Source organism: Kosakonia sp. H02 (assembly GCA_030704225.1).
GTDB lineage: Bacteria > Pseudomonadota > Gammaproteobacteria > Enterobacterales > Enterobacteriaceae > Kosakonia.
The window spans coordinates 2,208,469-2,233,617 of the sequence record CP131915.1 but is presented as its reverse complement, the minus strand read 5'-3'; the positions used below and the strand labels follow the sequence as shown (position 1 = coordinate 2,233,617).

Annotated in this window: 24 protein-coding genes; 10 read left to right on the top strand and 14 right to left on the bottom strand. The window is 58.0% G+C overall.

Features of this window, described 5'->3' with window-relative positions; genetic code table 11:
* Position 1: 1 nt before the first annotated feature.
* Entirely contained in the window at positions 2–427 is a 426-nt protein-coding gene (locus Q5705_10570; GenBank protein ID WLI75056.1) for a hypothetical protein, read from the top strand.
* An 81-nt stretch (positions 428–508) separates the two neighbouring features.
* Positions 509–1,075 carry a hypothetical protein gene (locus tag Q5705_10565; protein WLI75055.1) on the top strand — a complete coding sequence of 189 codons (567 nt, stop codon included), beginning with the start codon at positions 509–511 and terminating at the stop codon, positions 1,073–1,075.
* A gap of 61 nt (positions 1,076–1,136) precedes the next feature.
* Here the strand turns inward: Q5705_10565 and mtnA are convergent, their stop codons facing one another.
* Positions 1,137–2,147: an S-methyl-5-thioribose-1-phosphate isomerase gene (mtnA, locus tag Q5705_10560; protein WLI75054.1), complete on the bottom strand. Its 1,011-nt coding sequence runs from the start codon at positions 2,145–2,147 to the stop codon at positions 1,137–1,139.
* Between the two features lie 102 nt (positions 2,148–2,249).
* On the opposite strand from mtnA, the gene mtnK reads away from it, so the two are divergent.
* Positions 2,250–3,449, top strand: coding sequence for an S-methyl-5-thioribose kinase (gene mtnK / locus Q5705_10555; protein WLI75053.1), 1,200 nt, complete (start codon positions 2,250–2,252; stop codon positions 3,447–3,449).
* 7 nt (positions 3,450–3,456) lie between these two features.
* Here the strand turns inward: mtnK and Q5705_10550 are convergent, their stop codons facing one another.
* From Q5705_10550 to Q5705_10535, 4 genes are all read right to left on the bottom strand, one after another.
* Entirely contained in the window at positions 3,457–4,701 is a 1,245-nt protein-coding gene (locus tag Q5705_10550; protein ID WLI75052.1) for an LVIVD repeat-containing protein, read from the bottom strand.
* 119 nt (positions 4,702–4,820) lie between these two features.
* Positions 4,821–5,885 (bottom strand): sugar ABC transporter substrate-binding protein, encoded by a 1,065-nt coding sequence (locus tag Q5705_10545; GenBank protein ID WLI75051.1) that lies wholly within the window; start codon positions 5,883–5,885, stop codon positions 4,821–4,823.
* Positions 5,886–5,902: 17 nt separating this feature from the next.
* Positions 5,903–6,898 carry an ABC transporter permease gene (locus Q5705_10540; protein WLI75050.1) on the bottom strand — a complete coding sequence of 332 codons (996 nt, stop codon included), beginning with the start codon at positions 6,896–6,898 and terminating at the stop codon, positions 5,903–5,905.
* Positions 6,891–8,396: a sugar ABC transporter ATP-binding protein gene (locus Q5705_10535; protein WLI75049.1), complete on the bottom strand. Its 1,506-nt coding sequence runs from the start codon at positions 8,394–8,396 to the stop codon at positions 6,891–6,893. The genes Q5705_10540 and Q5705_10535 overlap by 8 nt, the downstream gene beginning before the upstream one ends.
* 162 nt (positions 8,397–8,558) lie before the next feature.
* Here Q5705_10535 and Q5705_10530 point away from each other — a divergent pair, with 162 nt between their 5' ends.
* Positions 8,559–9,647 carry an oxidoreductase gene (locus tag Q5705_10530; GenBank protein WLI75048.1) on the top strand — a complete coding sequence of 363 codons (1,089 nt, stop codon included), beginning with the start codon at positions 8,559–8,561 and terminating at the stop codon, positions 9,645–9,647.
* 141 nt (positions 9,648–9,788) lie between these two features.
* Positions 9,789–10,865: a Fic family protein gene (locus Q5705_10525; protein ID WLI75047.1), complete on the top strand. Its 1,077-nt coding sequence runs from the start codon at positions 9,789–9,791 to the stop codon at positions 10,863–10,865.
* A gap of 41 nt (positions 10,866–10,906) precedes the next feature.
* Here the strand turns inward: Q5705_10525 and Q5705_10520 are convergent, their stop codons facing one another.
* Positions 10,907–11,497 carry a TetR/AcrR family transcriptional regulator gene (locus tag Q5705_10520; protein ID WLI75046.1) on the bottom strand — a complete coding sequence of 197 codons (591 nt, stop codon included), beginning with the start codon at positions 11,495–11,497 and terminating at the stop codon, positions 10,907–10,909.
* A 110-nt stretch (positions 11,498–11,607) separates the two neighbouring features.
* On the opposite strand from Q5705_10520, the gene Q5705_10515 reads away from it, so the two are divergent.
* The gene (locus tag Q5705_10515) at positions 11,608–12,351 is read left to right on the top strand and encodes a 3-oxoacyl-ACP reductase family protein (GenBank protein ID WLI75045.1); all 744 of its coding nucleotides are present in this window, start codon (positions 11,608–11,610) and stop codon (positions 12,349–12,351) included.
* A gap of 43 nt (positions 12,352–12,394) precedes the next feature.
* Here the strand turns inward: Q5705_10515 and Q5705_10510 are convergent, their stop codons facing one another.
* The 7 genes from Q5705_10510 to entC form a co-directional block, all read right to left on the bottom strand.
* Positions 12,395–12,592 (bottom strand): YbdD/YjiX family protein, encoded by a 198-nt coding sequence (locus Q5705_10510; protein ID WLI75044.1) that lies wholly within the window; start codon positions 12,590–12,592, stop codon positions 12,395–12,397.
* Positions 12,593–12,609: 17 nt separating this feature from the next.
* Positions 12,610–14,715 (bottom strand): pyruvate/proton symporter CstA, encoded by a 2,106-nt coding sequence (gene cstA / locus Q5705_10505; protein WLI78936.1) that lies wholly within the window; start codon positions 14,713–14,715, stop codon positions 12,610–12,612.
* Positions 14,716–14,885: 170 nt separating this feature from the next.
* Complete coding sequence (entH, locus tag Q5705_10500) at positions 14,886–15,299, bottom strand: proofreading thioesterase EntH (protein ID WLI78935.1); 414 nt, start codon at positions 15,297–15,299, stop codon at positions 14,886–14,888.
* Entirely contained in the window at positions 15,300–16,055 is a 756-nt protein-coding gene (gene entA / locus Q5705_10495) for a 2,3-dihydro-2,3-dihydroxybenzoate dehydrogenase EntA (protein WLI78934.1), read from the bottom strand. It abuts the gene before it with no gap.
* Positions 16,055–16,906: an isochorismatase gene (locus Q5705_10490; protein WLI78933.1), complete on the bottom strand. Its 852-nt coding sequence runs from the start codon at positions 16,904–16,906 to the stop codon at positions 16,055–16,057. Before Q5705_10490 ends, entA begins: the two co-directional genes overlap by 1 nt.
* A 10-nt stretch (positions 16,907–16,916) precedes the next feature.
* On the bottom strand, positions 16,917–18,527 hold the full coding sequence (gene entE / locus Q5705_10485) for a (2,3-dihydroxybenzoyl)adenylate synthase EntE (GenBank protein ID WLI78932.1): 1,611 nt from the start codon (positions 18,525–18,527) through the stop codon (positions 16,917–16,919).
* Positions 18,528–18,536: 9 nt separating this feature from the next.
* Complete coding sequence (gene entC, locus Q5705_10480; protein ID WLI78931.1) at positions 18,537–19,712, bottom strand: isochorismate synthase EntC; 1,176 nt, start codon at positions 19,710–19,712, stop codon at positions 18,537–18,539.
* Positions 19,713–19,930: 218 nt separating this feature from the next.
* Between entC and fepB the strand changes: the two genes are divergently transcribed.
* Positions 19,931–20,857: a Fe2+-enterobactin ABC transporter substrate-binding protein gene (gene fepB, locus Q5705_10475; GenBank protein WLI79009.1), complete on the top strand. Its 927-nt coding sequence runs from the start codon at positions 19,931–19,933 to the stop codon at positions 20,855–20,857.
* 57 nt (positions 20,858–20,914) lie between these two features.
* On the opposite strand, the gene entS is transcribed toward fepB, so the two are convergent.
* Positions 20,915–22,150, bottom strand: coding sequence for an enterobactin transporter EntS (gene entS, locus Q5705_10470; protein WLI78930.1), 1,236 nt, complete (start codon positions 22,148–22,150; stop codon positions 20,915–20,917).
* Positions 22,151–22,262: 112 nt separating this feature from the next.
* Between entS and fepD the strand changes: the two genes are divergently transcribed.
* From fepD to fepC, 3 genes are read left to right on the top strand one after another with little or no spacing between them, the layout of a single operon-like run.
* Positions 22,263–23,267 (top strand): Fe(3+)-siderophore ABC transporter permease, encoded by a 1,005-nt coding sequence (fepD, locus tag Q5705_10465; GenBank protein ID WLI78929.1) that lies wholly within the window; start codon positions 22,263–22,265, stop codon positions 23,265–23,267.
* Positions 23,264–24,256 (top strand): iron-enterobactin ABC transporter permease, encoded by a 993-nt coding sequence (fepG, locus tag Q5705_10460; protein ID WLI78928.1) that lies wholly within the window; start codon positions 23,264–23,266, stop codon positions 24,254–24,256. Before fepD ends, fepG begins: the two co-directional genes overlap by 4 nt.
* Positions 24,253–25,053 (top strand): iron-enterobactin ABC transporter ATP-binding protein, encoded by an 801-nt coding sequence (gene fepC, locus Q5705_10455; protein ID WLI78927.1) that lies wholly within the window; start codon positions 24,253–24,255, stop codon positions 25,051–25,053. The genes fepG and fepC overlap by 4 nt, the downstream gene beginning before the upstream one ends.
* Positions 25,054–25,149: the final 96 nt, after the last annotated feature.

Genomic DNA, 25,149 nt, shown 5'->3' with positions numbered 1-25,149 from the left:
CATGAAATATTCGCTACTGTTACTGCTGATTTTTATGACCACCGCGCAGGCCGACGACGCGGTGAAGCTAAACTGCCCCACGCGCGGCGCACTGACAGTTTCCTTTTTCAATTACAGCCTGATAACCATGAAGTGGGGAGACCATTTTCAGGTCGCGGCGGGTAAAGAGAAGGGGCACACCAAAGCAGGCGTACCGTTCTGGAGCACCCGCTTCGGTAATGGCGACAACCTGGCCTTCTTCCCGGATTCCGATCAGTACTATTTATTTTTCGCCGGAGAAGAAGATCCGGTGCAGTGCAGCGAAGTGGGCAGCTTTGTTTACCCGATCATTACGCCGCCGCGCTATGAAAAGCATGATGACGAAGCGGCTCAAAGCCAGGCCAGCGCCACGAACAACGCGGTGATTTTGCAGCACCCCCCAACCTGAACATCCCTACCCATTCTTGTAGCCTCCCCTCCGCGCGCTCCCGTTGCGGTGTATGCTGCCAGCTTTGACAGGGAGGCATTCATGAAAAGAATTATTCTGTTGTGCGTTATCGCGCTGCTAAGCGGCTGTGTGATGACTTCGCCCATGCCCACATGGGACAAAATCACCGAGCTCGAAGTGCGCCTGGATCGCATCACTGCCTATTCACAAAAATATGCCTACAATTTTGAGCGCAAGGATACGCATGACGCTTACACCCAGTACGCCGCGTTTTATCAGGAGTTCTCCAGCCATATTCCCGGCGTTGCGGTCAATTTTGTGGTGAAAGATGAAAAGGTTACCGCTGAATACAAAGCCTTTGTCGATGCAAATGGCCTCTCTGCCGCGCAGATTGAACGCCTGCGTTATCACTACCATGCCAATATCATTGAGCCCAACAAAAAGCTGGCCGTCACCTTCAGAGCAGAGGGAGAAGTGATTTATATCCTTCGACATCCACCCGGCCCCGACACCCGCAAGCTGGAAAAACCGGTCACCGTGACGATTAACGACACCACCAGGCAGGAAGTTTCGTGGGTGGCGCCGTTAATTGTCCCCATCTTCCCTCTGGTCATGATGTACGGATGTGCGACAGGACCGTGCGTTTGATGGCTTGTTCGTAGTTTATAGGCCGGATTCAGGCGTAGCCGCCATCCGGCAATGTTTTATTCTACCCGGCGAAAAGATCCGCGGCGTTGGTCACCACGCCGCTATCAAGCACCCAGGCGCTGATAAGCGAAGCCGGAGTGACGTCAAACGCCGGGTTATAGACTTGCGCATCGCCAGGCGCCCACTGCACTGCGCCAAAACTTCCCGCAACGCCAGTGACTTCTGTAGGCGCGCGCTGCTCAATGGGGATCGCGTCACCGTTCGGGCAGTGCGGATCGAGCGTGGTTTGCGGCGCGGCGACATAAAACGGCACGTTGTGGAATTTCGCCAGCACCGCCAGGGAATAGGTGCCGATTTTATTTGCCACATCGCCATTCGCGGCAATCCGGTCTGCGCCAACCCACACCGCATCTACCTGCCCTTGTGCCATCAGGCTGGCGGCCATCGAATCGGTAATCAACTGATACGGCACACCCAGCTCGCCTAATTCCCAGGCCGTGAGACGACCGCCCTGTAACAGCGGTCGCGTTTCATCCACCCACACAGTGGCGATGTTGCCCTGCTGATGTGCCAGCGCAATGACGCCGAGCGCTGTACCGACGCCCGCCGTTGCCAGCCCGCCGGTATTGCAGTGCGTCAGGATACGACTGCCGGGTTTTACCAGCGCGCTTCCCGCCTGCGCAATGTTATCGCAAAGCTGCTTGTCTTCTTCGGTAAGCCGTAGCGCTTCTGCCATCAGCGCCTGCGCATAGTTTTCCTGCACCAGCGCCTGTTTCATGCGATCAAGATTGTTCATCAGGTTCACCGCCGTCGGGCGCGCGGCGCGCAGGGTTTCCAGTGCCGTCGCCAATTCATCACGGTTTGCGCCGCGTTCTGCCAGCAGCGCCAGCAGCAGGCTCGCAGAAAGGCCAATCAGCGGCGCGCCACGCACGCGCAGGGCGTGAATATGGCCGACAAGGTCGTCTACCGTATCGGCGGGCAGCCAGCGTTTCTCCTGCGGTAATGCCTGTTGATCGAGAATAAATAAGCGATTTTCGGCGATGCGCAGGCTGGTGGTCTGTAATGACGGCATATCGTTAAATCCCTGTTGCGTTATTGTGGCGTATTGTGTCAGGATGCGGTTCGGATGTATAGACGTCTAAATGGCTTAATCAGCAAAAAGAGGATCGAGGCAATGTCGCAATACCGTACCTTCTCCGCCCGTGATGCCGTGGCATATGCACAACAATTTGGCGGCCTGGACAACCCATCCGAACTGGTGGACGCGCAGGAGGTGGGCGACGGTAACCTCAATCTGGTGTTTAAAATTTTCGACAGCCAGGGCGTTAGCCGCATTATCGTCAAACAGGCGCTACCCTACGTGCGCTGCGTTGGCGAATCCTGGCCGCTGACGCTGGATCGCGCCCGCCTCGAAGCGCAAACCCTGGTGGAGCACTATCAGCATTGCCCGCAGCATACGGTTGAAATCCTCCATTTCGACCCGGAACTGGCGGTGATGGTGATGGAAGATCTCTCGGATCATAAAATCTGGCGCGGCGAACTTATTCGCAACGTCTATTACCCGCAGGCAGCCACGCAACTCGGTGAATATCTGGCAAACACGCTGTTTCATACCAGCGATTTTTATCTCCACCCGCATGTGAAAAAAGCGCAGGTGGCGAAGTTTATTAACCCCGAAATGTGCGAAATCACCGAAGATCTGTTCTTCAACGACCCGTACCAAATCCACGAGCGTAATAACTACCCGGCTGAACTGGAACCGGACGTCGCCGCCCTGCGCGATGACGCGCAGCTAAAACGGGCGGTCGCGGCGTTGAAACACCGCTTCTTTTCCCATGCCGAAGCCCTGCTGCACGGCGATATTCACAGCGGGTCGATTTTTGTCGCAGACGGTCGCCTGAAAGCGATTGATGCCGAGTTCGGTTATTTCGGCCCGATAGGCTTTGATGTCGGCACGGCGATCGGCAACCTGCTGCTTAACTATTGCGGCCTGCCAGGGCATCTGGGCATTCGCGATGCGGCGGCGGCGCGTGAACAGCGCCTGGTCGATATCCAGACGCTGTGGACCACTTTTGCCGAGCGCTTCCAGGCGCTGGCAACAGAGAAAACCCGCGATGTGGCGCTGGCGCAGCCGGGCTACGCTTCGGCGTTTTTGAAAAAAGTGTGGGCCGATGCGATTGGCTTTTGCGGCACCGAACTTATTCGCCGCAGCGTCGGCCTGTCGCACGTGGCGGATATCGACACCATCAAAGACGAAGAGATGCGCCACGCATGCCTGCGCCACGCGATTTCCCTCGGCAAAGCCCTGATTGTGATTGCCGAACGCATTGAGAGCGTCGATGAGTTAATTGCCCGTGTGCGGCAATATTCGTAGGCCGCCTTTATCCCAGATACTCGATTATCGATAACCCGCCGTTGTAATCGGTGCTGTAAATAATCCCCTGCGCGTCAACAAACACGTCGCAGGACTGGATCACACGCGGGCGGCCAGGCCGGGTATCCATCATTCTCGCTGGAGCAGCGGGCACAAGTGCACCGGTTTCCACCGGGCGATACGGGTTGGAAATATCGTAGGCGCGCACGCCTGCGTTCTGATACGTGGCGAAAATCAGCGTCGAGCTAATAAAGCTGCCGGGGCGGTTTTCGTGCAGGTTGTGCGGGCCGAAATGCGCGCCTTTCACCACATAATCCGTCTCATCCGGCTGCGGGAAAGTGGAGATACTCACCGGGTTCGACGGTTCGCGGATATCAAACAGCCAAATCAGCTTCTCGCCATCTTGCTGGTTATCCAGCACTGCTTCATCCAGCACCACCAGCAGCTCGCGATCCGGCAAAGGCAGCGCGGTATGAGTGCCGCCGCCAAACGGTGGGCTCCAGTTGCGGTGGCTAATCAGCTTCGGCTGGGTGCGGTCTTTCACATCCAGCAGCGTCAGGCCGCCGTCGCGCCAGCTACCGTAAGCGGTATCGCCCGCGATAATCGCGTGGTGCAGCGCATAGCGTTTGCCCTCTTCCCACGCTGGCGTTTCCCCGGCGGCCTGATTCATACCCGGCAACCACCAGTGCCCGGCGACCTGCGGTTTACGCGGATCGGCCAGATCAATCGTCAGGAAGATGTAGTCGGTAAAGCCGTCGACCAGTGCAGAAACGTAAGCCCAGCGACCGCCAACGTACCAGATGCGGTGAATGCCGATGCCGTTAAGCGACAGGAAGCTGATTTCATGCGGTTTATCCGGCGTGGAGATATCGAAAATGCGCAGCCCGGCGCTCCAGCCTCTGTCCTGCACATCGCTGACCGTCTCGCCCACCGAGCGGGTGTAATAGACTTTTTCATCAGCAAACCGGGCATCGGCAAAAAGATCGCGGGCGTTAATGACCAGCAGCAGATCGTCGTGGGCTTGCAGATGCACATTCCAGGTGCCGGGCGGTGCGGCAACGTAGCCTGCGGGTTTCGGGTTTTTCGCGTCGCGGACATCCACAATGGAAAAACCCTGCGACACCATATGGCCGATATAGGCAAAGCCGCGATGCACCATGATTTGTACGCCGTCCGGGCGGCCGCCCTGGTCGCTGTGACCAATCAGCCGCATATTGCGGCTGTAGTCAGGGCGCGGAAGTTCACGTGCCATATTGAATCCTTCTTAAAAATGCCGGATGGCGGCGTTTGCCTTATCCGGCCAACAACACCAGCGCAATATGACGTTTGTAGGCCGGATAAGCGAAGCGCCATCCGGCGTTCAACACGCGCTTATTTATTCTTCGCTTCCAGTGTCGCAAACCACGGCGCGATAAAGTCTTCTGTCTGGCCCCAGCCCGGAATAATTTTGCCCAGTGAGGCCACATTCACCGCGCCCGGCTGGCTGGCGAGCAGCGCCTGCGGAATGGCGGCCGCTTTAAAATCATACGTCGCGGGCGTTGGCTCACCGGCAATCTTATTGGCTACCAGGCGCACGTTGGTGGCGCCAATCAGTTTCGGATCCACCGCCACGCTCACCTTCCACGGGCTGCCTGCCTCACGCATCAGTTGCAGATCCTGGTTCGACACATCAATGCTGTAGAGTTTGATTTCGGTGCGACCATTCTCTTTCAGCGCCTTATACGCCCCCTGGCTGAAGGCATCCCAGGTGCCCCAGATAGCATCAATCTTGCCTTTCGGGTATTTCGCCAGCACGGCGCCCACTTTGTTGGCGGTATCGCCCTGCACATCCGAAGACACCGCGCCAATCGACTCCAGCTCTTTAATCCCCGGATGGGCTTTCAGTAATTCAGCATAGGCCGCCTGGCGGCGCTCCATCGGCGGGAAACCGGCGACCCACAGTTTGATGATGTTGGCTTTGCCGTTGAAATCTTTCACCAGCTCGCCAAACGAGAGTTTGGTCAGCGAAGCGTCATCCTGCTGGGTAACGGTCACCCCCGGAATGTCGCCGTTAACGGCGGTATCAAACACCGCCACTTTGATCCCGGCGGCGACCGCTTTTTTAATCAGATCCGTGGAGTAGGGATCGCGCCCCTGCGAAAGAATAATGCCGTCATATTTCTGGCTGATGGCCTGGTTGACGAAATCCTGGAATTTGGCGTCGTCACCGTTACTTAAAAAGGTGCTGATTTTAAAGCCGAGCTTTTTACCTTCCTGCAATGCACCGGAGACAAACTGCGTGGTGTTATCGTCGGAACCAAGGTTGCGGATAAGCGCAATGCGCACCGGGCCGTTATGGTTGGCAATGGCGTCCGGTACTGGCGCAGGCGTCGCGGCGTGGCCCGGCAATGCGCCCAGTAACCCCAGCGCCAACAGTGAGAGTGCAATTTTCTTCATGTCTTTCCCCTGAATAGTTAACGACGCTGGAAATAAGTCAACGCAAGAGCACCGGCCAGCACCAGCCCCTTAATAATGTCCATGGCGTAATAAGGCACCGACAGCATCACCAGCCCGTTTGACAGCACGCCGAGAATAACCGCACCCACCAGCGTGCCAAGCGCGTTCGGTTTACCTGAGCCCGCCAGCGAGAAGCCAATCCACGCGGCGGCGACCGCATCCATCAGATAACCGCCGCCCGCATTGACCTGCGACGAGCCAATGCGTGACGCCAGCAAAATGCCGCCAAGCCCGGCCAGCAAAGAGGCAATCACATAGGCCACCACTTTGTAGCGCGTGGTGCGAATACCCGAGAGGCGCGCAGCCTCCGGGTTACCGCCGATGGCGTACATCCGGCGTCCGTGGGTGGTCAGCGACAGGCCAAGCTGCGCGACAATCGTCACCACCAGCATAATGATGACAATCGTCGGCACCTGGCCGAGCAGGCCAAAAGCCGCCGGAATGGTACCTTCCGCCATATCACCGCCCGGCAGCACCATATTTTCGGTGATTGAACCGCCATAGCTATAGGTCATCGCCACGCCCTGAATAACAAACAGGCTGCCAAGCGTGGCGAGCATGTCGGGAATGCGCAGCACCACAATCAAAAACGCGTTAAACAGGCCGACCAGCGTACAGAGCGCCAGCGTTACCAGAATCGCTTCCGTGGTGCCGAAGCCGTGCCAGACAAACAGCGAAATGACCAGTGCATTGGCCAGCGATGCGGTGGAGCCGACCGAAAGATCAAAGCCGCCGATCGTCAGCGAAATCGACACGCCGATGGCAATCACCGTCACAATGGCGATGGACCGCAGAATATTGATGATGTTAAAGGGGTCGAGGAAGTTGTCCGACGCGATGCCAAAAACAGCAATCAGCACGACCACGGTGAGCAACATGCCCCATTTATAGAGAAAATCAAAAAATTGCTGGCGCAACGGTGTCGTCGCATTGACTGAAAGGGCCTTACTCACGCGCCGTTCCTCCGGTGGAATAGTAAAGGAGTGTCTCTTCGCGGGCTTCCCCGCCCTGCACTTCTGCCACAATGCGCCCATCCCACAGCACACAAATCCGGTCACACAAACCTACCAGCTCGGCGAATTCGCCTGACGCATAAATCACGCCTTTGCCTTCCCGCGCCAGGCCGTCGATAAGCTGGAACAGATCGGTTTTCGCCTTGACGTCCACACCCTTGGTCGGCTCGTCAAAAATCACTACCCTGGCGTTACCACGCAGCCATTTGCCGATCGCCACTTTTTGCTGATTACCGCCGGACAAGCGACGCAGCATCTGACCCGGCCCGGTGGTGCGCACGCCAACGCGAGTGATCACTTCCTGCGCCCAGCGCCAGGCCTGGCGATGCGCAAACAGCCCCCAGCGCGAGAAACTGTTATCGGCGCTGACCGCCAAATTCATGCTGACCGGCTCATCAATAAAGATGCCCTCTTTGCGCCGCTCTTCCGGCACCAGCGCCAGCCCGCGCGTGACCGAATCCGCCGGATCGCGCGGCCGCCACGGTTGATGGTTCAGCTCGCCGCGCGTGATGCGGCTTTTATTCGCGCCGAACAGCGCCTTACACAGCTCGGTTTTTCCCGCCCCGGCCAGCCCGCCGATGCCGAGAATTTCCCCTTTGCGCAGCCGCAGGGATATATCTTTCAGCAGCCCTTCGTCATGCAGGCCATCGACGCTGAGCAGCAGTTCGTCACTGTGCGGCGGGCGCGCAGGCGGGTAGATGTCGCTCAGCTCATGGCCGAGCATCTTTTCGACAATCTGCTCAGCGCTCAACGCCGCCATCGGGCCGGACTCAATTAGCCTGCCATCGCGCAGCACCGTTAAGGTGTCGCAAATCGCCTTCACTTCGTGAATGCGGTGGGAGATAAACACCACGCCGATGCCCTGCTGTTGCAGGCGTTTCACCACCGTGAACAAGCGCTCACTTTCGTGTTGATCCAGCGGCGCGGTGGGTTCATCCAGAATTAAAAACCGACAGTGGTGCGAGAGCGCCCGTGCCAGCAAAATTTGCTGTTTTTCCGCCAGCGTGCAGCTATCAATCGGGCGTTTAACATCAAGCTGAATATCCAGTTGCGCCAGCGCGGTGCGCGCCTGAGCACGAATTTCTCCCCAGCGAAAACGGTGACCGGTTTCTGCCAGCTTATCGAGCATGATGTTTTCGGCGATGCTCAGCCCCGGTACCAGCGCGACGTCCACTTCCTGCTGCACCAGGTGAATGCCAAGCTGTTTAGCGTCGCGCGGGGTGCGGATCGGCACCGCCTGATGGTTGATGGTAATCTCCCCTTCATAATGGTCATAGGTGCCGCACAGCACCGCCATTAAGGTGGATTTCCCCGCGCCATTCGCGCCGGTTAACGCATGCACCGAACCGCCCCGCAAGGTGAGATCAACCTGCGACAGCGCCTTAAAGCCGCCAAAGGCGAGGCTCATGCCACGCATTTCGAGGAGGTTACTGCCCATAGCGCGTGAATACCTGCGATTAATAGATTGATTTAACGAATTTTTCACAGCCTCGCTTGACTGGCAACGACAGAAAAGGCATAAGTTAAAGCGAAATAATATTAGCCATCCGGATGTCCAGACATAACATCGGGTTAGCGATCACGCACAAGGACACTTCATATGAGCAGCACTGATATTCGCGTTGTACCCGGCCCCGCCAACTACTATTCCCATGCCGGTAGCCTTGCGCGATTACACGATTTTTACTCCCCCGAACAACTTTCCCGCGCGGTGTGGATCTACGGCGAGCGCGCCTTCGCCGGGGCGAAACCGTTTCTGCCGGCGGGGTTTAATGCGCCGGGCGCAAAACATATTCTGTTTAAAGGCCATTGCAGCGAACACGATGTCGCTGAACTGGCACAACAGGCGGGTGACGATCGCGCGGTGGTGATTGGCATTGGCGGTGGCGCATTGCTGGATACGGTGAAAGCCGTCGCGCGCCGACTCGGTTTGCCGGTGGTGGCAATCCCAACCATTGCCGCGACCTGCGCGGCGTGGACGCCGCTGTCGGTCTGGTATAACGACGCCGGTCAGGCGCTGCATTTTGAAATTTTTGATGATGCCAATTTTCTGGTGCTGGTCGAGCCGCACATCATCCTTAATGCGCCTGCGGAGTATTTGCTGGCGGGCATCGGCGATACGCTGGCGAAGTGGTATGAAGCGGTAGTGCTGGCGCCGCAGCCGAAAAACCTGCCGTTAACCGTGCGTCTGGGAATTAACGGCGCGCTGGCGATCCGTGATGTGTTACTGGAAAGCAGTGAAGCGGCGCTCGCCGATCAGCAGCGCGGCGAGGTCACACAGGTGTTTCGCGATGTGGTGGATGCGATTATTGCTGGTGGCGGCATGGTCGGCGGTCTTGGCGAGCGTTATACCCGCGTGGCGGCGGCGCATGCGGTACACAACGGTCTGACAGTGCTGCCGCAAACGGAGAAATTCCTCCACGGCACGAAAGTAGCCTACGGCATTCTGGTGCAGAGCGCCCTGCTCGACCAGGACGAGGTGCTGGCCCAGTTGATTGACGCGTATCAGCGTTTCAACCTGCCGACCACGCTGGCGGCGCTGGAGGTGGATATCAACAACCGCGCCGAGCTGGATAAAGTGATTGCTCATACCCTGCGCCCGGTGGAGTCGATCCACTATTTGCCGGTGGAATTAACCGCCGGGCGCCTGCATGCGGCGTTTGAAAAAGTGGAAATGTTTGGGCGGTAAATCGCAATGGCCAGATGGCGCGTAAACGCTTATCTGGCCTATATGTCGATAAAACGCCTTTTGTTAAAGGTATCCACGTGACATGTTCACACCATCGACATATTATGGCCATATGTCGAAAAAAATGGATTTCATAAACATATGTCCTGGAACCCTGAAACCCCTTACAACGAACTTCCGTTGCTGCCACCTGAACTGGTGCGGATTGAAACCCGTCGGGTATTGAAAGCCTGCATTACCGCACGTGCTGCCCTCGCTGAATTGAAAACGGCGGGTGAATTAATCCCGGATCAGAGGCTATTAATAAACGTACTGCCGATACTGGAAGCAAAAGATTCTTCCCGTATCGAAAACATTGTGACGACGAGCGATCGGCTTTTTCAATATGCCGACCACGCGGAAAACGCAGATCCTGCGACGAAAGAGGCGCTACGTTACCGAACTGCCTTGTACGATGGCTTTACACATTTGGCTGCGTACCCGCTGTGTACAAACACAGCGATCGCGATTTGCTCGAAACTGCGGGGTGTGCAAACGGACATTCGCAAAATACCGGGGACGGTATTGCGCGATCAGGACAACAATGTCGTCTATACGCCGCCAGTGGGCGAAGACTCGATTCGCGATTTACTGGCGAACTGGGAACGCTTCGTACACGGAAACGATGATTTAGATCCGCTGGTCAAAATGGCAATTTCACATTATCAATTTGAATGCATTCATCCTTTTCCGGACGGAAACGGAAGAACCGGTCGTATCCTGAATATCCTTTATCTCATTCAGACAGAACTCCTCTCATTGCCCATTCTCTATCTGTCTCGTTTTATCCTGGAACGGCGCGATGACTATTACACCCTGCTGCGCGGCGTAACAGCTGAAGGTGATTGGGAGTCCTGGATCGTATTTATACTCGAAGCAATAGAGAATACGGCGCTTTGGACCAAGAAAAAAATAGCGCTAATCCGTGAACTGATGGTGGAGACGACTCGCTATGTACGCGAGAAACTGCCCAAAATCTATACCCATGAGTTGGTTCAGATACTCTTTGCACAACCTTACTGCCGTATTGAAAACCTTGTTGAAGGCGGTGTGGCAAAACGCCAGACGGCATCTGTCTACCTCAAGCAACTGGTAGACATCGGGGTGCTGGAGGAGATGAGCGTTGGTCGGGAAAAGCTCTATCTCAATATCCGACTGCTACAAGAATTAAACCAATAAGTTGCACGTCGACGGCCGGATAGCGCTGGAGCTTACTCTGCCTACGGATTGGGCCACAACCCCATCGCCATCCGCGCAATGGCGAGCAACGTTTCCCGGCTTGCGCCGTCGCGCGCCTGAATCGACATCCCTTGCTGGAGGCTGGCATATAACCCGGCGAGGGCATCAATATCGGTGTCGGCGGGAAGTTCCCCCAGGGCTTGCGCCTGCGCAAGGCGTTCTTTCAATAACGCAAGGCTGCCGGTGCGCAGGGCCTGTACTCGCTGGCCGAGGCGATCGTTGCCTTCGCTGGCGACGGCAGAGAGCGTCACCATACAGCCGTGCGGTAAGTCGCAGCGCGTTAGCGTTTCGGCGGAGTGCGCAAGCCACTTCGCGACGGCGCGTTTTGGAGACGGCTCATCCGCCATATCGCCCCAAATCAACGGCGCAATACACTGCTCGTAGTGGCGTAATACCTCATCGTAGAGATCCTCTTTGCCGCCAAACGCCGCATACAGGCTCGGCGATTTAATACCCATCGCCTCATACAGATCATTCATTGAGGTCGCGGTATACCCCTTGCGCCAGAAAACAAGCATCGCCTTGTTCAGCGCCTCTGTTCGGTCAAACTCGCGCGGTCTTCCCCGGCTCATCATCACCTCCTCACATTTTGTGCTGATCGGTATATTAATAAGATTGACGAATATATGGAAGCCTGTTTATTTTAATTATGTATCAATCGACACATAATTCAGGAGTCAACATGTCACACTCACTGTCAGGTAAACGCGCGCTGGTCACCGGGGCGAGCCGCGGTTTGGGGAAAGCCATTGCATTGACGCTGGCCCGCGCCGGGGCGGATGTCGCCATCACCTTTGAAAAATCTGCCGAAAAAGCCCAGGCGGTGGCGGAAGACATTCGTGGTTTCGGGCGCAAAGGTATTGCCATTCAGGCCGACAGCGCCAATCCGCAGGCCGCGCGGGATGCCGTCGGGCAAGCCGTTGCGCAGTTAGGCGGGCTGGATATTCTGGTCAATAACGCCGGGATCGCGCGCGGCGGCCAAATGGAAGCAATGTCGCAGGAAGATATCGACGCGCTGATCAATGTGAACATTCGCGGTGTGGTGTTTGCCACTCAGGCAGCGCTGGCGCATTTGCCGGATGGCGGGCGCATTATCAATATCGGCAGCAGCCTTTCTGATCGCGTGCCACTACAAAATGTCACGGTTTACTCAATGACCAAATCGGCGCTCAACTCGCTGACGCGCGGGCTGGCGCGGGATCTGGGTGCGCGCGGTATCACCGTCAATATGGTGAAACCCGGCTCAACGGACAGCGATATGAACCCGGCTGATGGCGAGAATGCAGACGAGCAGCGTCGGCTGACGGCGCTCGGCCATTACGGCGAGGCGCAGGATATCGCCGAAGCGGTGGCATTTCTCGCCAGCCCCGCCGCGAAGCACATTACCGGCACCGATATTGTGGTGGATGGCGGCGCGAACGCCTGATTTCAGGCAAAGAAAAGGCGGTGCTCAGCACCGCCTTTTATCGCTAACAGCAGCGTGCGCCGCCCTTCCCGCCGTAGCGCGCATCCTGGCGCTCGCGGAAAAACTCCTCATAGGTCATCGGCGTCTGATCCGGATGCGTAACGCGCATATGCTCGACATAGTTGTCATAATCCGGAACGCCAATCATCATTTTCGCGGCCTGGCCTAAGTACTTCCCGGCTTTTGAAAGCGTGTCGAACATACAAACTCCCGTATTAATTAGTGTGCGTTTTTCGCCTGAACCACAATCTGATCGACGTCTTCCGGCATCGCTTCATAGGGCGTCTCTTTCGCCGTCGGTTTCTCTTCTTTCAGTGCCGCCAGCGCGGTTTTCAGCGAGTAGAACGCCAGCACCACCACCACGACCATAAAGAAGATGGTTAACCCGGCATCAAGACGGTTGTTGAATACCAGTTGCGCCAGTTGTGACTCGGTATACTGCGCCGGAATGTTGCCACTGTCGATCATCGCCTGGAACCTATTGGCAATCGCCAGGAAGCCCACTTTGACGTCCGGGCTGAAGGATTTTTGCCAGCCCGCCGTCAGCGTACAGATCAGCAGCCAGGCCGTTGGCACTAACGCCACCCACGCGTAGCGCTGGCGTTTCATCTTAAACAGCACCACCGCGCAGAGCATCAGCGCCATGCCTGCCAGCATCTGGTTGGCAATACCGAACAGCGGCCACAGCGTGTTGATGCCGCCCAGCGGATCGACCACGCCCTGATGCAGGAAGTAGCCCCATGCCAGCACACACAGCGCTGTTGAGAGCAGGTTGGCAGGCAGCGATTCGGTACGTTTCAGGTGCGGGGAGATAACCCCCAGCAGATCCTGCAACATAAAGCGCGCCGCGCGGGTCCCGGCGTCCACCGCCGTCAGAATAAACAGCGCCTCAAACAGAATGGCAAAGTGATACCAGAACGAGACGTCCATCATGCCGCCGAGCGCGCCGTGCAGAATGTAGGCCATGCCGACTGCAAGCGTTGGTGCGCCGCCTGCACGGGAGATAATCGACTGCTCGCCCACTTCATCGGCAATCTGTTTGAGCGTATCCGGCGTAATGCTAAAGCCCCAACTGCTCACCACCTGCGCCGCCGAGTCCACCACATCGGTAGTGCCCGCAGGCGCTAATACCGCCATCGGGCTGTTCATCGCAAAATAAACACCGGGATCGATAATGCACGCCGAAACCAGCGCCATGATCGCCACGAACGACTCCATCAACATGCCGCCATAGCCGATAAAGCAGGCCTGGCCTTCGCTGGCGAGCATTTTCGGCGTGGTGCCGGAAGCGATCAGCGCATGGAAGCCGGACACCGCGCCGCAGGCAATGGTGATAAACAGGAACGGGAACAGGTTCCCGGTCCACACCGGCCCGGTGCCGTCGATAAATTTGGTCAGCGCAGGCATGGTCAGCGTCGGGCGCATGATCAAAATGCCGATCGCAAGGCCGATAATGGTGCCGATTTTCAGGAAGGTTGAGAGGTAATCACGCGGGGCCAGCAGCAGCCACACCGGCAGTACCGAGGCAACAAACCCGTAGCCCACCAGTATCCACGTCAGTTGTACGCCGGTGAAATCAAACCACGGTGCCCAGGTCGGGCTTTCGGCTACCCAGCCGCCGGAAATAATGGCAAACACCAGCAGCACCAGGCCAATCACCGACACTTCACCGATGCGCCCCGGGCGCAGGTAGCGAATGTAGATGCCCATAAACAGCGCCAGCGGAATGGTGAACGCCACGGTGTAGGTGCCCCACGGGCTGTGGGTCAGCGCCTTGACGACAATCATCGCCAGCACCGCGAGGATGATGACCATAATCATAAAGGTCGCCACCAGCGCAATCACGCCAACGGTTGGCCCCATCTCCTCTTTCACCATCTCGCCAAGGGATCGCCCGTCGCGGCGCGTAGAGATAAACAGCACCATAAAATCCTGCACGGCACCAGCCAGCACTACGCCTGCGAGGATCCAGATCATGCCGGGCAGGTAGCCCATTTGCGCCGCCAGCACCGGCCCCACCAGCGGGCCTGCGCCTGCAATGGCGGCAAAATGGTGACCGAACAGTACTTTTTTATCCGTTGGCACGTAATCCAGACCATCGTTGTGCCGTACCGCCGGCGTCATGCGAGTCGGGTCCACTTGCAGCACATTTTTGGCGATATAAAGACCATAAAAACGATAAGCAATGAGGTAAATACAGACGGCGGCGACCACAATCCACAGAGCGTTAATCTGTTCGCCGCGATTCAGTGCGATATAGCCGAGGGCAAACGCACCAACAAGGGAGAGCGCGCCCCAAATAAGGTATTTCCCTGAGTTATTCATAGCGGTTATCCGTTTGAGAGACAGAGAGATGTTACATTTTGTTTCTATATCAACTCTGCGGACTTAACAACTTTGAAACATGGGAAACTTGCCCTATAACCAGGCATTTACATGATTGTGTTAACGGGATCGCAAGAATGCCCCTCTCCCGGTCAGGAGAGGGAGAAGAATTAGCCGAGCACCGCCGTGCTCAGCCGACAGGTGCAACAGCGCCGTCCCTGCTCATCGAACACCACAATCTCCCAGCTTTGGTTCTGGCGACCTAGGTGCAGCGGCTGGCATACACCACGCACTTTGCCCTGCGAGACCGGGCGATGGTGGGTAGCGTTCAGTTCGGTGCCGACCACGCACTGGCCGTCGCGGGTCATCATAAAACCGGCCATTGACCCCAGCGTTTCTGCCAGCGCTGCCGACGCCCCGCCGTGCAGCAGGCCAAACGGCTGATGCGTGCGGGTATCGACCGGCATTTCGGCTTCGAGAAAATCATCGCCGATGCGGGTATAGCTAATCGCAAGATGCGCCACCATCGTGTTGTCGCTGGTCGCGTTCAGTTCATCGAGGGTTAAATGACGTTTCCAGATCATCTACGTCCCCAGCGTCGAGCCGCCATCGACCACGATATCCTGCAAGGTGATATGGCTGGCGAGATCGGAAGCGAGGAACAAAACGGTGTTCGCCACTTCCTGCGGACGGGCGATTTTACCCAGCGGAATGCCAAGCTTGAACTGCTCGCCGAAACCGCGAATGCGCTGCTGCTCCGCGTCCTCGCTGACCCACAATGTGCGTTGCATATCGGTGTCGGTCGAACCCGGCGAAACAATATTGCAGCGCACATGGCTGGCGGCCAACTCCAGCCCGACGCTCAGCGCGAGGCTTTTCAGCGCCGCTTTCGAGGCACCATAAGCGCTCATGCCGATACGCGGCGTGTGGGCGGCGTCAGAACAGACGGTGACAATCGCCCCGCTCTGCTGGCGGCGAAACTGCGCCATGGTCTGCTGGAACAGGTTAAATGCGCCGCCAACGTTAACCGCAAAGGTCTGTTGCCAGGCCTCGGCGGAGAGTTCATCCGTTGCGCCCATATGCAGAATGCCCGCGGCATTCACCAGCACGTCGAGCCGCGCGTTGTTTACCAGCAGTCGCTGGCACAAAGCGGCGACCTGCGCGCCATCAGCAATATCCACTTTTTCGCAGGCGAAAGGATAGTCGTTGCCGCCAAAGGATAAATCAAAACCGGTGACCTGCGCGCCCGCCTCAACAAAGGCCAGCGCGGTCGCGTAACCGATGCCTTTTCCGGCCCCGGTCACCCAGACCTGTTTGCCGGTAAAATCCAGCCGCGCCATTATTTCACCTCGCGGGAGAGCAGCGCCCACCAGGCATCAATCGTCGGGTTTTTCGCCAGCTTCACAAAATCGATATCGCCGTGCACTTTGCGCCAGCGGGCGGCGAGCGCCATCATGCGCACCGAATCGAGGCCGTAGTCGATCAGGTTTTCGTCATCCAGCGGTTCGTCGGACTCATCCAGCAGCGGCAGGATCACCTCGCGCAGCGCGGCTTTGCTGCCCGGCACGGGCAGCAGTTCCTGGGTCAGCACCACACGCCCGGAACGCCCGGCAACGTATTTCAGCGACATTAAATGCTCTTCGCGGCTGAAATCCGCCAGCGCATCGGCCACCATAAAGGGCTTGATATCACGCATAAAGGCATCGGTGGCGGTGGTCATACAGCCGATGTGCGAGTAAACCCCGGTGATAATCAGTTGATTGCGCCCGGTCTCTTTTAGCATCTGCTCCAGCGGCGAGCGGTGAAACGCGCTATAGCGCCACTTCACCAGCACGGTGTCGGCCTCATCCGGGGCCAGTTCGGCGACTATCTGTTGTTGCTCTGGCGAACGGGTTAAGCCCGGCCCCCACATATCATTCAGCAGCGCGCGGTCTTCATCGCTCTGCTCTTTTGGCTGCGCGGTGTAATAGACCGGAATGTTGTGCTGTTTGCAGAAATCACGCAGCGCGGCGATGTTCGCCACCACTTGCTGCATCATCGGACAGTTATTGCCCCAGAAATTGACAAAATAGTCCTGCATATCATGGATAAGCAGTGCCGCACGCGCCGGCTCAAATGACCAGTTCACTTTGTTTTCCGGGATATCAGCCGCACCTGGCAGCGCGTAGCCCTGTAGTTTTGGGATTGCCATCTTCTCTCCTTTACGCCGGGCTGCGCTGTGCCAGCCACTGACGTAATTGTTTCTTATCAACTTTACCGACCGGCGTTAGCGGCAGTGCATCCAGGCACTCCACGCGATCCGGCAATTTAAATTCCGCCACGCCCAACTCGCGCAAAAAGCGACGGATCGCCACCGCGCGCACCGGCGCTTTCACCACCAGGTAAGCACAGCTCTTCTCGCCGAGCAGGCTGTCGTCCATGCTGACGAGCGCCACGTGGATCACCGATTCATGGCGCAGCAGCAGGTTTTCGATCTCCTCGGCGGCAATTTTTTCGCCCCCGCGGTTGATCTGATCTTTTTCGCGTCCCTGCACGGTGATGTAGCCCTGCTCATCAATGGAAATCAGATCCCCGGAGCAGTAAAAACCGTTCGCATCAAAGGCGCTGGCGTTATGTTCCGGGCTGTTAAAGTAGCCGCGGAAGGTATACGGCCCGCGCGTCATCAGGCGTCCTGGTTCGCCGTGCGCCAGCGGGTTGCCGTTTTCATCGGCCACCCACACCTCATCGTCCGGGCACATCGGGCGGCCTTGCGTGTTGATGATGCGATCAAAGGGATCGTCAAGGCGGGTGTAATTCACCAGCCCTTCGGCCATGCCGAAAACTTGCTGTAACTGGCAGCCGATCTCCGCCGGAATACGCGCCGCCAGCGTGGCCGACAAACGCGCGCCGCCCACCTGGAGCAGTTTTAGCGATGCCAGTTGCCCATTGCCGCCCCACTCCTGAATAGCCTGTAACCACAGGCTAACCGCCGGAGGCACTAGCGCGGTGACGTTAATCTGGTGTTTTTCAATCAGCGGGAAGCAGAGCGTGGCGCTCGGGTCTGCGGCCAGCACCACGCAACCTTCAGCGAGGAATACGCCCAGCGCGCCGGGGGAGCTCATCGGATAGTTATGCGCCGCCGGTAACGCGCAGAGATAGCGGGTTTGCGCGCTGAATTCACAAATCTCGTTACTGCGCGCAATGCTGTAGAGATAGTCGTTATGCGTACGCGGAATAAGCTTTGGCGTGCCGGTACTGCCGCCGGAAAGCTGGAAGAACGCCACTTCATCGGCAGGCGTCGGCGTGGCAATAAAGTTATCTGCCTGGCGGGCAATCGCCTGCGCCAGCGCGCGCTCGCCGTTATCTCCACGCAGCAGCGTGACGCGCAGTGACAGGTGTTCAGCGGCAAACGTAGTGAGAAAATCGTCGGTGGCAAACAGCGCATGCTCGCGATCGGCAATCAACAGCGTCGGTTTAATTTGCGCGGCATAAGCGTTGAGCTCGCTGCGCTGATGGCTGAACAGCGCATTGACCGGCGCAACGCCAATTTTCAGCAACGCGAACAGCGTGATGTAAAACTCTGCCACATTGCCCAGTTGCACCAGCGCTGTGTCACCGCGCTGGATTCCCATCGCTTGCAACGCGCAGGCCAGGTTATCTGACGCGACGTGCAACTGGCGGTAGCTGAACGCACGTTCACCGTCGATCACGGCAGTCGCTTCGCTCATAGCGTGGCGGGTCAAAATATCGCTGAGTGGCAAATCCTGCCAGTAGCCCTTTTCACGGTAACGCCGGGCGAAATCCTCCGGCCAGCGGGTAAAAGGAATGGTCACTGTTGCTCCTTAATGCAAACCAAAAGCGTTCAACATGGTGGTCAATTTGACGCCGGTCTCGCGCCACTCCGACAGTGGCGAAGAGGCGGGCACAATGCCCGCGCCAGCAAACAGGCGGACATTGTTATCAAGGATGCGCGCGCAGCGGATGGTCACTACCCACTCGCCGTTACCTTCGGCGTCGCACCAGCCGACGATGCCGCCAAACAACTCGCGGTTGAACGGCTCCAGCCCGGCAATGATTTTTTTCGCTACCTGATGCGGGAAACCGCTCAGGGCAGGCGTCGGGTGTAACAGACAGGCCAGCGTTAAGGCGTTTTCACCGGTAAGCGCCGTGCCTTCGATTGGCGTCGCCAGGTGCCACAGCGTCGGCGTGTTTACCAGCTGCGGCGAATCCGGCAGTTTCAGCGTCTGGCTACGGGGCGCGAGCACTGTTTTCATCGCCTGGGTGACTAATTCGTGCTCGTGCCGGTCTTTTTCGGAAGCCAGCAGCTTGATACCCGCTTCGCGATCGAGCATGTCATCCGGCTGGCGACGGGCGGAACCGGCCAGCGGCAGCGAACTGAAATGATCCTGCTCTTTGCGCAGCAGCAGTTCCGGGCTGGCACCTAGCAGCGCACCGCCATCCGGCAGCGGGACATGGAAATTAAAACTGGCGGGGTTCTGGGCGATTAAACGCTCCAGTAATACACCGCTGTCGACAGGCTGGTCGGTGGTGATGTCGATCAGGCGCGAGAGCACCACTTTGTCCACTTCCGGCGTTGCAGTGCGTGCTGATGCGCTTGCCACCATCTGCATAAACTCGTCCTGCCCGGGGATCGCTTTCTGCGCTTGCACATTCGGCATCGCGCCGCTGTTGAAGTAACGGGCAGATCGCTGTTTTTCCGGGCGCGAGAAACTTTGCCAGCTTTCGGGGATAAACAGCGCAGAGGGCTGGGTGGTGTCGAACGGGATCGCGCCGACCATCACCGGGTTGGCAATGCCCTGCGCTTTTGCGTCGGCAAAGGCTTGCGCCAGTTTCTGCTGGAAGGCGCTGTTTTGCGCATCGCCGCCGGCTGCCGGCTCAGAAAAACGCGCCACGCACCCGGAGGTGGTGAAACTGCGGTACGGCGACATAAAGAAAAACTGATCGGCGGCCAGTGTCTTCGCAGACTGCTGGAGATCCTCAACCAAAGACGTATCCATATCATCCTCCGGCAATGATAAGTGTATTAAGAATGATTATCATTTTTGTTTTGTGCAGTAAGATAAAAAGTTATTGCCAGCGATGTCAACAGCAGAATCTCCTCCCGTACCGCTAAGACTTGCATCCGCATCCCTCAACGATGAAAATGAGAAGCATTAACCTCAACAGAAACAGGACTCAAGCCGTGAAATTCCCTTTCTGGTGCCGCAAAACCGTAATGTTATTGGGCATTTTTGTTTTAGGACTTAACTCATCCCTGGCCGCCGACTGGCCGCGCCAGGTTACCGATAGCCGTGGGACACATCAGCTTAAAAGCCCGCCGCAACGCATTGTTTCGACAAGCGTAACGCTCACCGGCTCGCTGCTGGCGATTGACGCCCCGGTGATTGCCAGCGGTGCCACCACGCCAAATAACCGTTTTGCCGACGATCAGGGTTTTTTGCGCCAGTGGGGCGACATTGCCAAACAGCGCAACGTCGCGCGTCTTTACATCGGCGAACCGAACGCCGAAGCCGTTGCCGCGCAGATGCCCGATTTAATTCTGATCAGCGCGACGGGTGGCGACTCCGCACTGGCGCTATACGACCAGCTTTCCACCATCGCCCCGACGCTTATCATCAATTACGACGACAAAAGCTGGCAGGCCCTGTTAACGCAGTTGGGCGACATCACCGGCCATGAAAAACAGGCAGCCGCTCGCATTACCGAATTTAATCAACAACTTGCAACGGCGAAAGCGCGTATGAAGTTGCCCCCGCAGCCGGTTACTGCGTTGGTGTATACGCCTGCGGCGCACGCTGCCAACCTGTGGACGGACGATTCCGCGCAGGGCAAATTAATGGCGCAACTGGGTTTTGCCCTCGCGCCACTGCCTGCGGGTTTGCATGCCAGCCAGAGCCAGGGCAAGCGCCATGACATCGTGCAGCTTGGCGGCGAAAATCTGGCTGCCGGGCTTAATGGCGAAGCATTATTCCTGTTTGCCAGCGACCAAAAGGATGCCGATGCCCTCAGCGCAAACCCGCTGCTGGCGCATATTCCTGCGGTGCAAAATAAACGTGTTTACGCCCTTGGCGCAGAGACCTTCCGGCTGGATTACTACAGCGCGACCCGCGTGTTGCAGCGCTTGTCCACATTGTTTGGTTGAGGTTGTTTTGCCGCAACACCGTAAGCCCGGTAAGCGTTCGCGCCACCGGGCATTTTTTTACGCACCGGGCTGAACCTGGCGAAAACGCCGCAATTCACCGAGCACCGCCACAAGAATCAGTCCAATTACCGCTAACACCAGCCCGCTGATACTTGCCGAGGCGGCGGGCGTCAACATCGATCCCATCGCACCCAGCAGCGCCGCGCCAATGGCATCGCCCGTCACGTTTTGCGCCGTCCACAAGCCGTTGATGCGCCCGAGCATCGCTTCCGGCGTCTGAGTTTGCAGCAGGGTGTATTGCAGTAGTGAACTGACCGCCGTCAGCCAGCCGCAGAGCGCCAGAAACACCACGCCAAGCGGCCAGACGGGCATCAGGCTAAACAGGCCAATGGCAATAAACGCGCCGACGCTGGTAAGGAGCATAATCACGCCGGGACGTTCGCTGTGCGCCAGCCTGCCGCTGGTTAACGCCCCAATCGCCGCACCCAGCGGCAGCGCGGCATACAGCAGGCCGATTTCCGCTGCCGACATGTTCCAGCTCATCGCCAGCGCCGGGTACAACACGCGCACGGCGCTGGCCATCGTCAATAGCCCGCCGAGCAGCGCAATGCCGCCAATCAACGGGTTACGCAGCAGAAATTGCAGCGCGGTCAGAAGGGATTTAAGAGGATGTTCGCGCGGTTGCGGCGGCGGCGGTAACGCTGGCAGGCTGAGTAACGGCAGTAGCGTGATAAACGTCCCCACCGCCGCCAGCCCGTAGTTCCACACTACGCCGCCGGAGGCGAGCAGCAGGCCGCCAACCATCGGAGAAATCACCGAACCGAAGCGTACGGTGAGCATGGTAATCGCGCCTGCCTGCATCAGGTTTTCACGCCCGACCAGCGCCGGTGTTGCTGCCAGCAGCGCCGTCACGCCGAGCGCGCCGAAGAACCCATCCCACACGCCGAGCAGGTAGATTGCCGCCAGAGAAGGCTCGGGTAATAACGCGTTCAGGCACAGGCCAATAAAGCCCACGCCACAGGTTGAACGCGCCAGTAAAATCAGTTTCTTACGTTCAAAACGATCCGCCAGCACGCCGCCAATCATCAGGCCGACAAACATCGATCCACCGGTCAGCGTCACCGACAGACCCACTTGCCAGCTTGAGTGCGTCATTGCCTGGATTTGCACCGGCACCGCCACACCCAATAACCCCAGCGATAAAATCGAGATAAAACGGGCTAAGAAAACGGCGCGATAAGCCGGATGCGTACGCAGCAGGCTCACATTCAGCAGCCAGGAGTGTTGCTTCATTACAAGACCTTGTATTCCATACTTTCTGTGTCCATTCTCAGGCTGCGCATGGTAACATATCCGAACAAGATCGATAACGATAATTACTATCATTATCATATTTGGGATTTTTATGTCGTCTTCAGCTTCCCCGGCGCGCGCACTGATCCTCGTCGGGTTATTGATACTGCTTATTCTCGCCGCCGCACTCAGCCTGTTGATTGGCGCAAAACCGATGCCCGCGTCGGTGGTCATCGATGCACTCTGGGGCGTCTGCCAAAGCGCTGATTGCACCATCATCCGCGATGCCCGCCTGCCGCGTACCCTGGCGGGGTTACTTGCGGGCGGTGCGCTGGGCATTGCCGGTGCGCTGATGCAAACCCTGACGCGAAATCCACTGGCCGACCCCGGTCTTTTAGGCGTTAACGCCGGAGCGAGTTTTGCCATTGTCCTCGGCGCGGCGCTGCTTGGCGCGGCATCACCCGTCGAACACCTCATGCTCGCCTTTTGCGGCGCGCTGGCGGCCTCGCTACTGGTAGCGTTTACCGGCAGCCAGGGCGGCGGGCAACTCAGCCCGGTGCGTTTGACGCTGGCGGGCGTCGCGCTCACCGCCGTGCTCGATGGCTTATCGAGCGGCATCTCGTTGCTGGATGCCGATGTCTACGATCAATTACGTTTCTGGCAGGCTGGCTCGCTGGATATCCGCACTCTGCAAACCTTACAAGTGGTGCTGATCCCGGTGCTGCTGGCGGCGGGTGTGGCATTGCTGCTTAGCCGCTCGCTCAATAGCCTGAGTCTCGGCAGCGACACCGCCACGGCGCTCGGCAGCAAAGTCGCACGTACCCAACTGTTAGGCTTGCTGGCGATCACCGTCTTGTGCGGCAGTGCTACGGCGGTAGTCGGCCCGATTGCGTTTATCGGCCTGATGATGCCGCACCTGGCACGCAGCCTGGTGGGCGCGGATCATCGCTGGTCGCTCCCCGTCACGCTGATTGCCACCCCTGCTCTGCTGCTGTTCGCGGATATTATTGGCCGGGTGATTGTGCCCGGCGAACTGCGCGTCTCGGTGGTCAGCGCCTTTATCGGTGCGCCGGTGTTAATTGTGCTGGTGCGCCGCGCACGTGGAGGTGGCTTATGATGGCTCCCTCGCGCCGGTTAGTCGGCAGTTGTCTGCTGATGGTTATCGCCGCGCTGCTGCTGGCGCTGTGGGGTTTACGCAGCGGCACTGTGACGCTCGCGTTCTCGCAGGTTTTCGACGCGCTAACCGGTCATGCGCCGCGCGCGATGCAATTAGTGGTGATAGAGTGGCGTCTGCCGCGCGTGCTGATGGCGTTGTTGGTCGGTGCGGCGCTTGGCGTGAGCGGCGCGATTTTCCAGTCGCTGATGCGAAACCCCCTTGGCAGCCCGGACGTGATGGGTTTTAACACCGGGGCGTGGAGCGGCGTGCTGGTGGCGATGGTGCTGTTTGGTCAGCATCTTACAGCGATTGCACTGGCAGCGATGGCGGGCGGCATTCTCACCTCGCTCATTGTCTGGCTGCTGGCCTGGCGCAACGGCATTGAAACCTTCCGCCTGATTATTGTCGGCATCGGCGTTCGCGCCATGCTGGTGGCGTTCAACACCTGGCTTCTGTTAAAGGCCTCGCTGGAAACGGCACTCTCCGCCGGGTTGTGGAATGCCGGGTCGCTTAACGGCTTGACCTGGGCAAAAACCTTCCCTTCCGTACCGATCATTGTGCTGATGCTACTTTTCGCCGCGCTGCTGGCGCGCCGTATGCGCCTTTTGGAGATGGGCGATGACAGCGCCTGTGCGCTTGGCGTCAGCGTCGAGCGTTCGCGTTTGATGTTGATGCTGGTGGCGGTGGCGCTGACCGCAGCCGCCACGGCGCTGGCCGGGCCGATTTCGTTTATCGCGCTGGTTGCGCCGCATATTGCCCGCCGCCTCAGCGCTACCGCCCGCTGGGGGTTAACCCAGTCGGCGCTGTGCGGCGCGGTGCTGTTATTGCTGGCGGATATGATTGCCCAGCGCGGTTTCACGCCGTATCAGTTGCCGGTTGGTGTGGTGACCGTCAGCCTCGGCGGTATTTACCTTATCGCCTTGTTAATTCAGGAGTCCCGCAAGAAATGACCGAGTTATCCCCCCGTTTGCGTGGCGAAGCGTTAACCCTTGGCTACGGCAAAAAGATTATCGCTGAGCAGTTGAGCGTGGCTATTCCCGATGGCCATTTCACCGCCATTATCGGCCCGAATGGCTGCGGAAAATCGACGCTGTTGCGCACCCTGAGCCGCCTGATGACGCCCGCACAAGGCCATGTTTATCTCGATGGCGAGCAGATCCAGCGTTTTGCCAGCAAAGAGGTGGCCAGGCGTATTGGCCTGCTGGCGCAAAATGCCACCACGCCTGGGGATATCACGGTGCAGGAACTGGTGGCGCGCGGGCGTTATCCGCATCAGCCGCTGTTTACTCGCTGGCGCAAAGAAGATGACGAGGCTGTTAAACGAGCGATGAAAGCCACCGGCGTGGAGAGCCTCGCAAACCAGAGCGTGGACACACTTTCCGGCGGGCAGCGTCAGCGGGCGTGGATCGCAATGGTGCTGGCGCAGGAGACGGCGATTATGCTGCTCGACGAGCCGACCACCTGGCTCGATATCAGCTATCAGATTGACTTGCTGGAATTGCTGAGCGAATTGAACCGCGAGCAGGGTTATACGCTGGCGGCGGTGCTGCATGATTTGAACCAGGCATGCCGCTACGCCACGCATTTGATTGCGCTGCGCGACGGCAACATTGTGGCGCAGGGCGCGCCGAAAGAGATTGTCACCGCAGAGTTGATCGATGCGGTGTTCGGTTTGCGCTGCATGATAATCGACGATCCGGTGGCGCATACGCCGCTGGTGGTGCCGCTTGGGCGCAACGGCGCATAACGCCTTGCCGGATGGCGGCTGCGCCTTATCCGGCCTACATGTTGTAACGAAACCGTAGGCCGGATAAGCGTTTACGCGCCATCCGGCAAACAATCC

Bases quoted from the DNA above. Each gene is read 5' to 3' on its own strand.
- Q5705_10570 (WLI75056.1), top strand. From the start codon at position 2: ATGAAATATTCGCTACTGTTACTGCTGATTTTTATGACCACCGCGCAG.
- Q5705_10565 (WLI75055.1), top strand. From the start codon at position 509: ATGAAAAGAATTATTCTGTTGTGCGTTATCGCGCTGCTAAGCGGCTGT.
- mtnA (WLI75054.1), bottom strand. From the start codon at position 2,147: ATGCCGTCATTACAGACCACCAGCCTGCGCATCGCCGAAAATCGCTTA.
- mtnK (WLI75053.1), top strand. From the start codon at position 2,250: ATGTCGCAATACCGTACCTTCTCCGCCCGTGATGCCGTGGCATATGCA.
- Q5705_10550 (WLI75052.1), bottom strand. From the start codon at position 4,701: ATGGCACGTGAACTTCCGCGCCCTGACTACAGCCGCAATATGCGGCTG.
- Q5705_10545 (WLI75051.1), bottom strand. From the start codon at position 5,885: ATGAAGAAAATTGCACTCTCACTGTTGGCGCTGGGGTTACTGGGCGCA.
- Q5705_10535 (WLI75049.1), bottom strand. From the start codon at position 8,396: ATGGGCAGTAACCTCCTCGAAATGCGTGGCATGAGCCTCGCCTTTGGC.
- Q5705_10530 (WLI75048.1), top strand. From the start codon at position 8,559: ATGAGCAGCACTGATATTCGCGTTGTACCCGGCCCCGCCAACTACTAT.
- Q5705_10525 (WLI75047.1), top strand. From the start codon at position 9,789: ATGTCCTGGAACCCTGAAACCCCTTACAACGAACTTCCGTTGCTGCCA.
- Q5705_10520 (WLI75046.1), bottom strand. From the start codon at position 11,497: ATGAGCCGGGGAAGACCGCGCGAGTTTGACCGAACAGAGGCGCTGAAC.
- Q5705_10515 (WLI75045.1), top strand. From the start codon at position 11,608: ATGTCACACTCACTGTCAGGTAAACGCGCGCTGGTCACCGGGGCGAGC.
- Q5705_10510 (WLI75044.1), bottom strand. From the start codon at position 12,592: ATGTTCGACACGCTTTCAAAAGCCGGGAAGTACTTAGGCCAGGCCGCG.
- cstA (WLI78936.1), bottom strand. From the start codon at position 14,715: ATGAATAACTCAGGGAAATACCTTATTTGGGGCGCGCTCTCCCTTGTT.
- entH (WLI78935.1), bottom strand. From the start codon at position 15,299: ATGATCTGGAAACGTCATTTAACCCTCGATGAACTGAACGCGACCAGC.
- entA (WLI78934.1), bottom strand. From the start codon at position 16,055: ATGGCGCGGCTGGATTTTACCGGCAAACAGGTCTGGGTGACCGGGGCC.
- Q5705_10490 (WLI78933.1), bottom strand. From the start codon at position 16,906: ATGGCAATCCCAAAACTACAGGGCTACGCGCTGCCAGGTGCGGCTGAT.
- entC (WLI78931.1), bottom strand. From the start codon at position 19,712: ATGGATACGTCTTTGGTTGAGGATCTCCAGCAGTCTGCGAAGACACTG.
- fepB (WLI79009.1), top strand. From the start codon at position 19,931: ATGTTATTGGGCATTTTTGTTTTAGGACTTAACTCATCCCTGGCCGCC.
- entS (WLI78930.1), bottom strand. From the start codon at position 22,150: ATGAAGCAACACTCCTGGCTGCTGAATGTGAGCCTGCTGCGTACGCAT.
- fepD (WLI78929.1), top strand. From the start codon at position 22,263: ATGTCGTCTTCAGCTTCCCCGGCGCGCGCACTGATCCTCGTCGGGTTA.
- fepG (WLI78928.1), top strand. From the start codon at position 23,264: ATGATGGCTCCCTCGCGCCGGTTAGTCGGCAGTTGTCTGCTGATGGTT.
- fepC (WLI78927.1), top strand. From the start codon at position 24,253: ATGACCGAGTTATCCCCCCGTTTGCGTGGCGAAGCGTTAACCCTTGGC.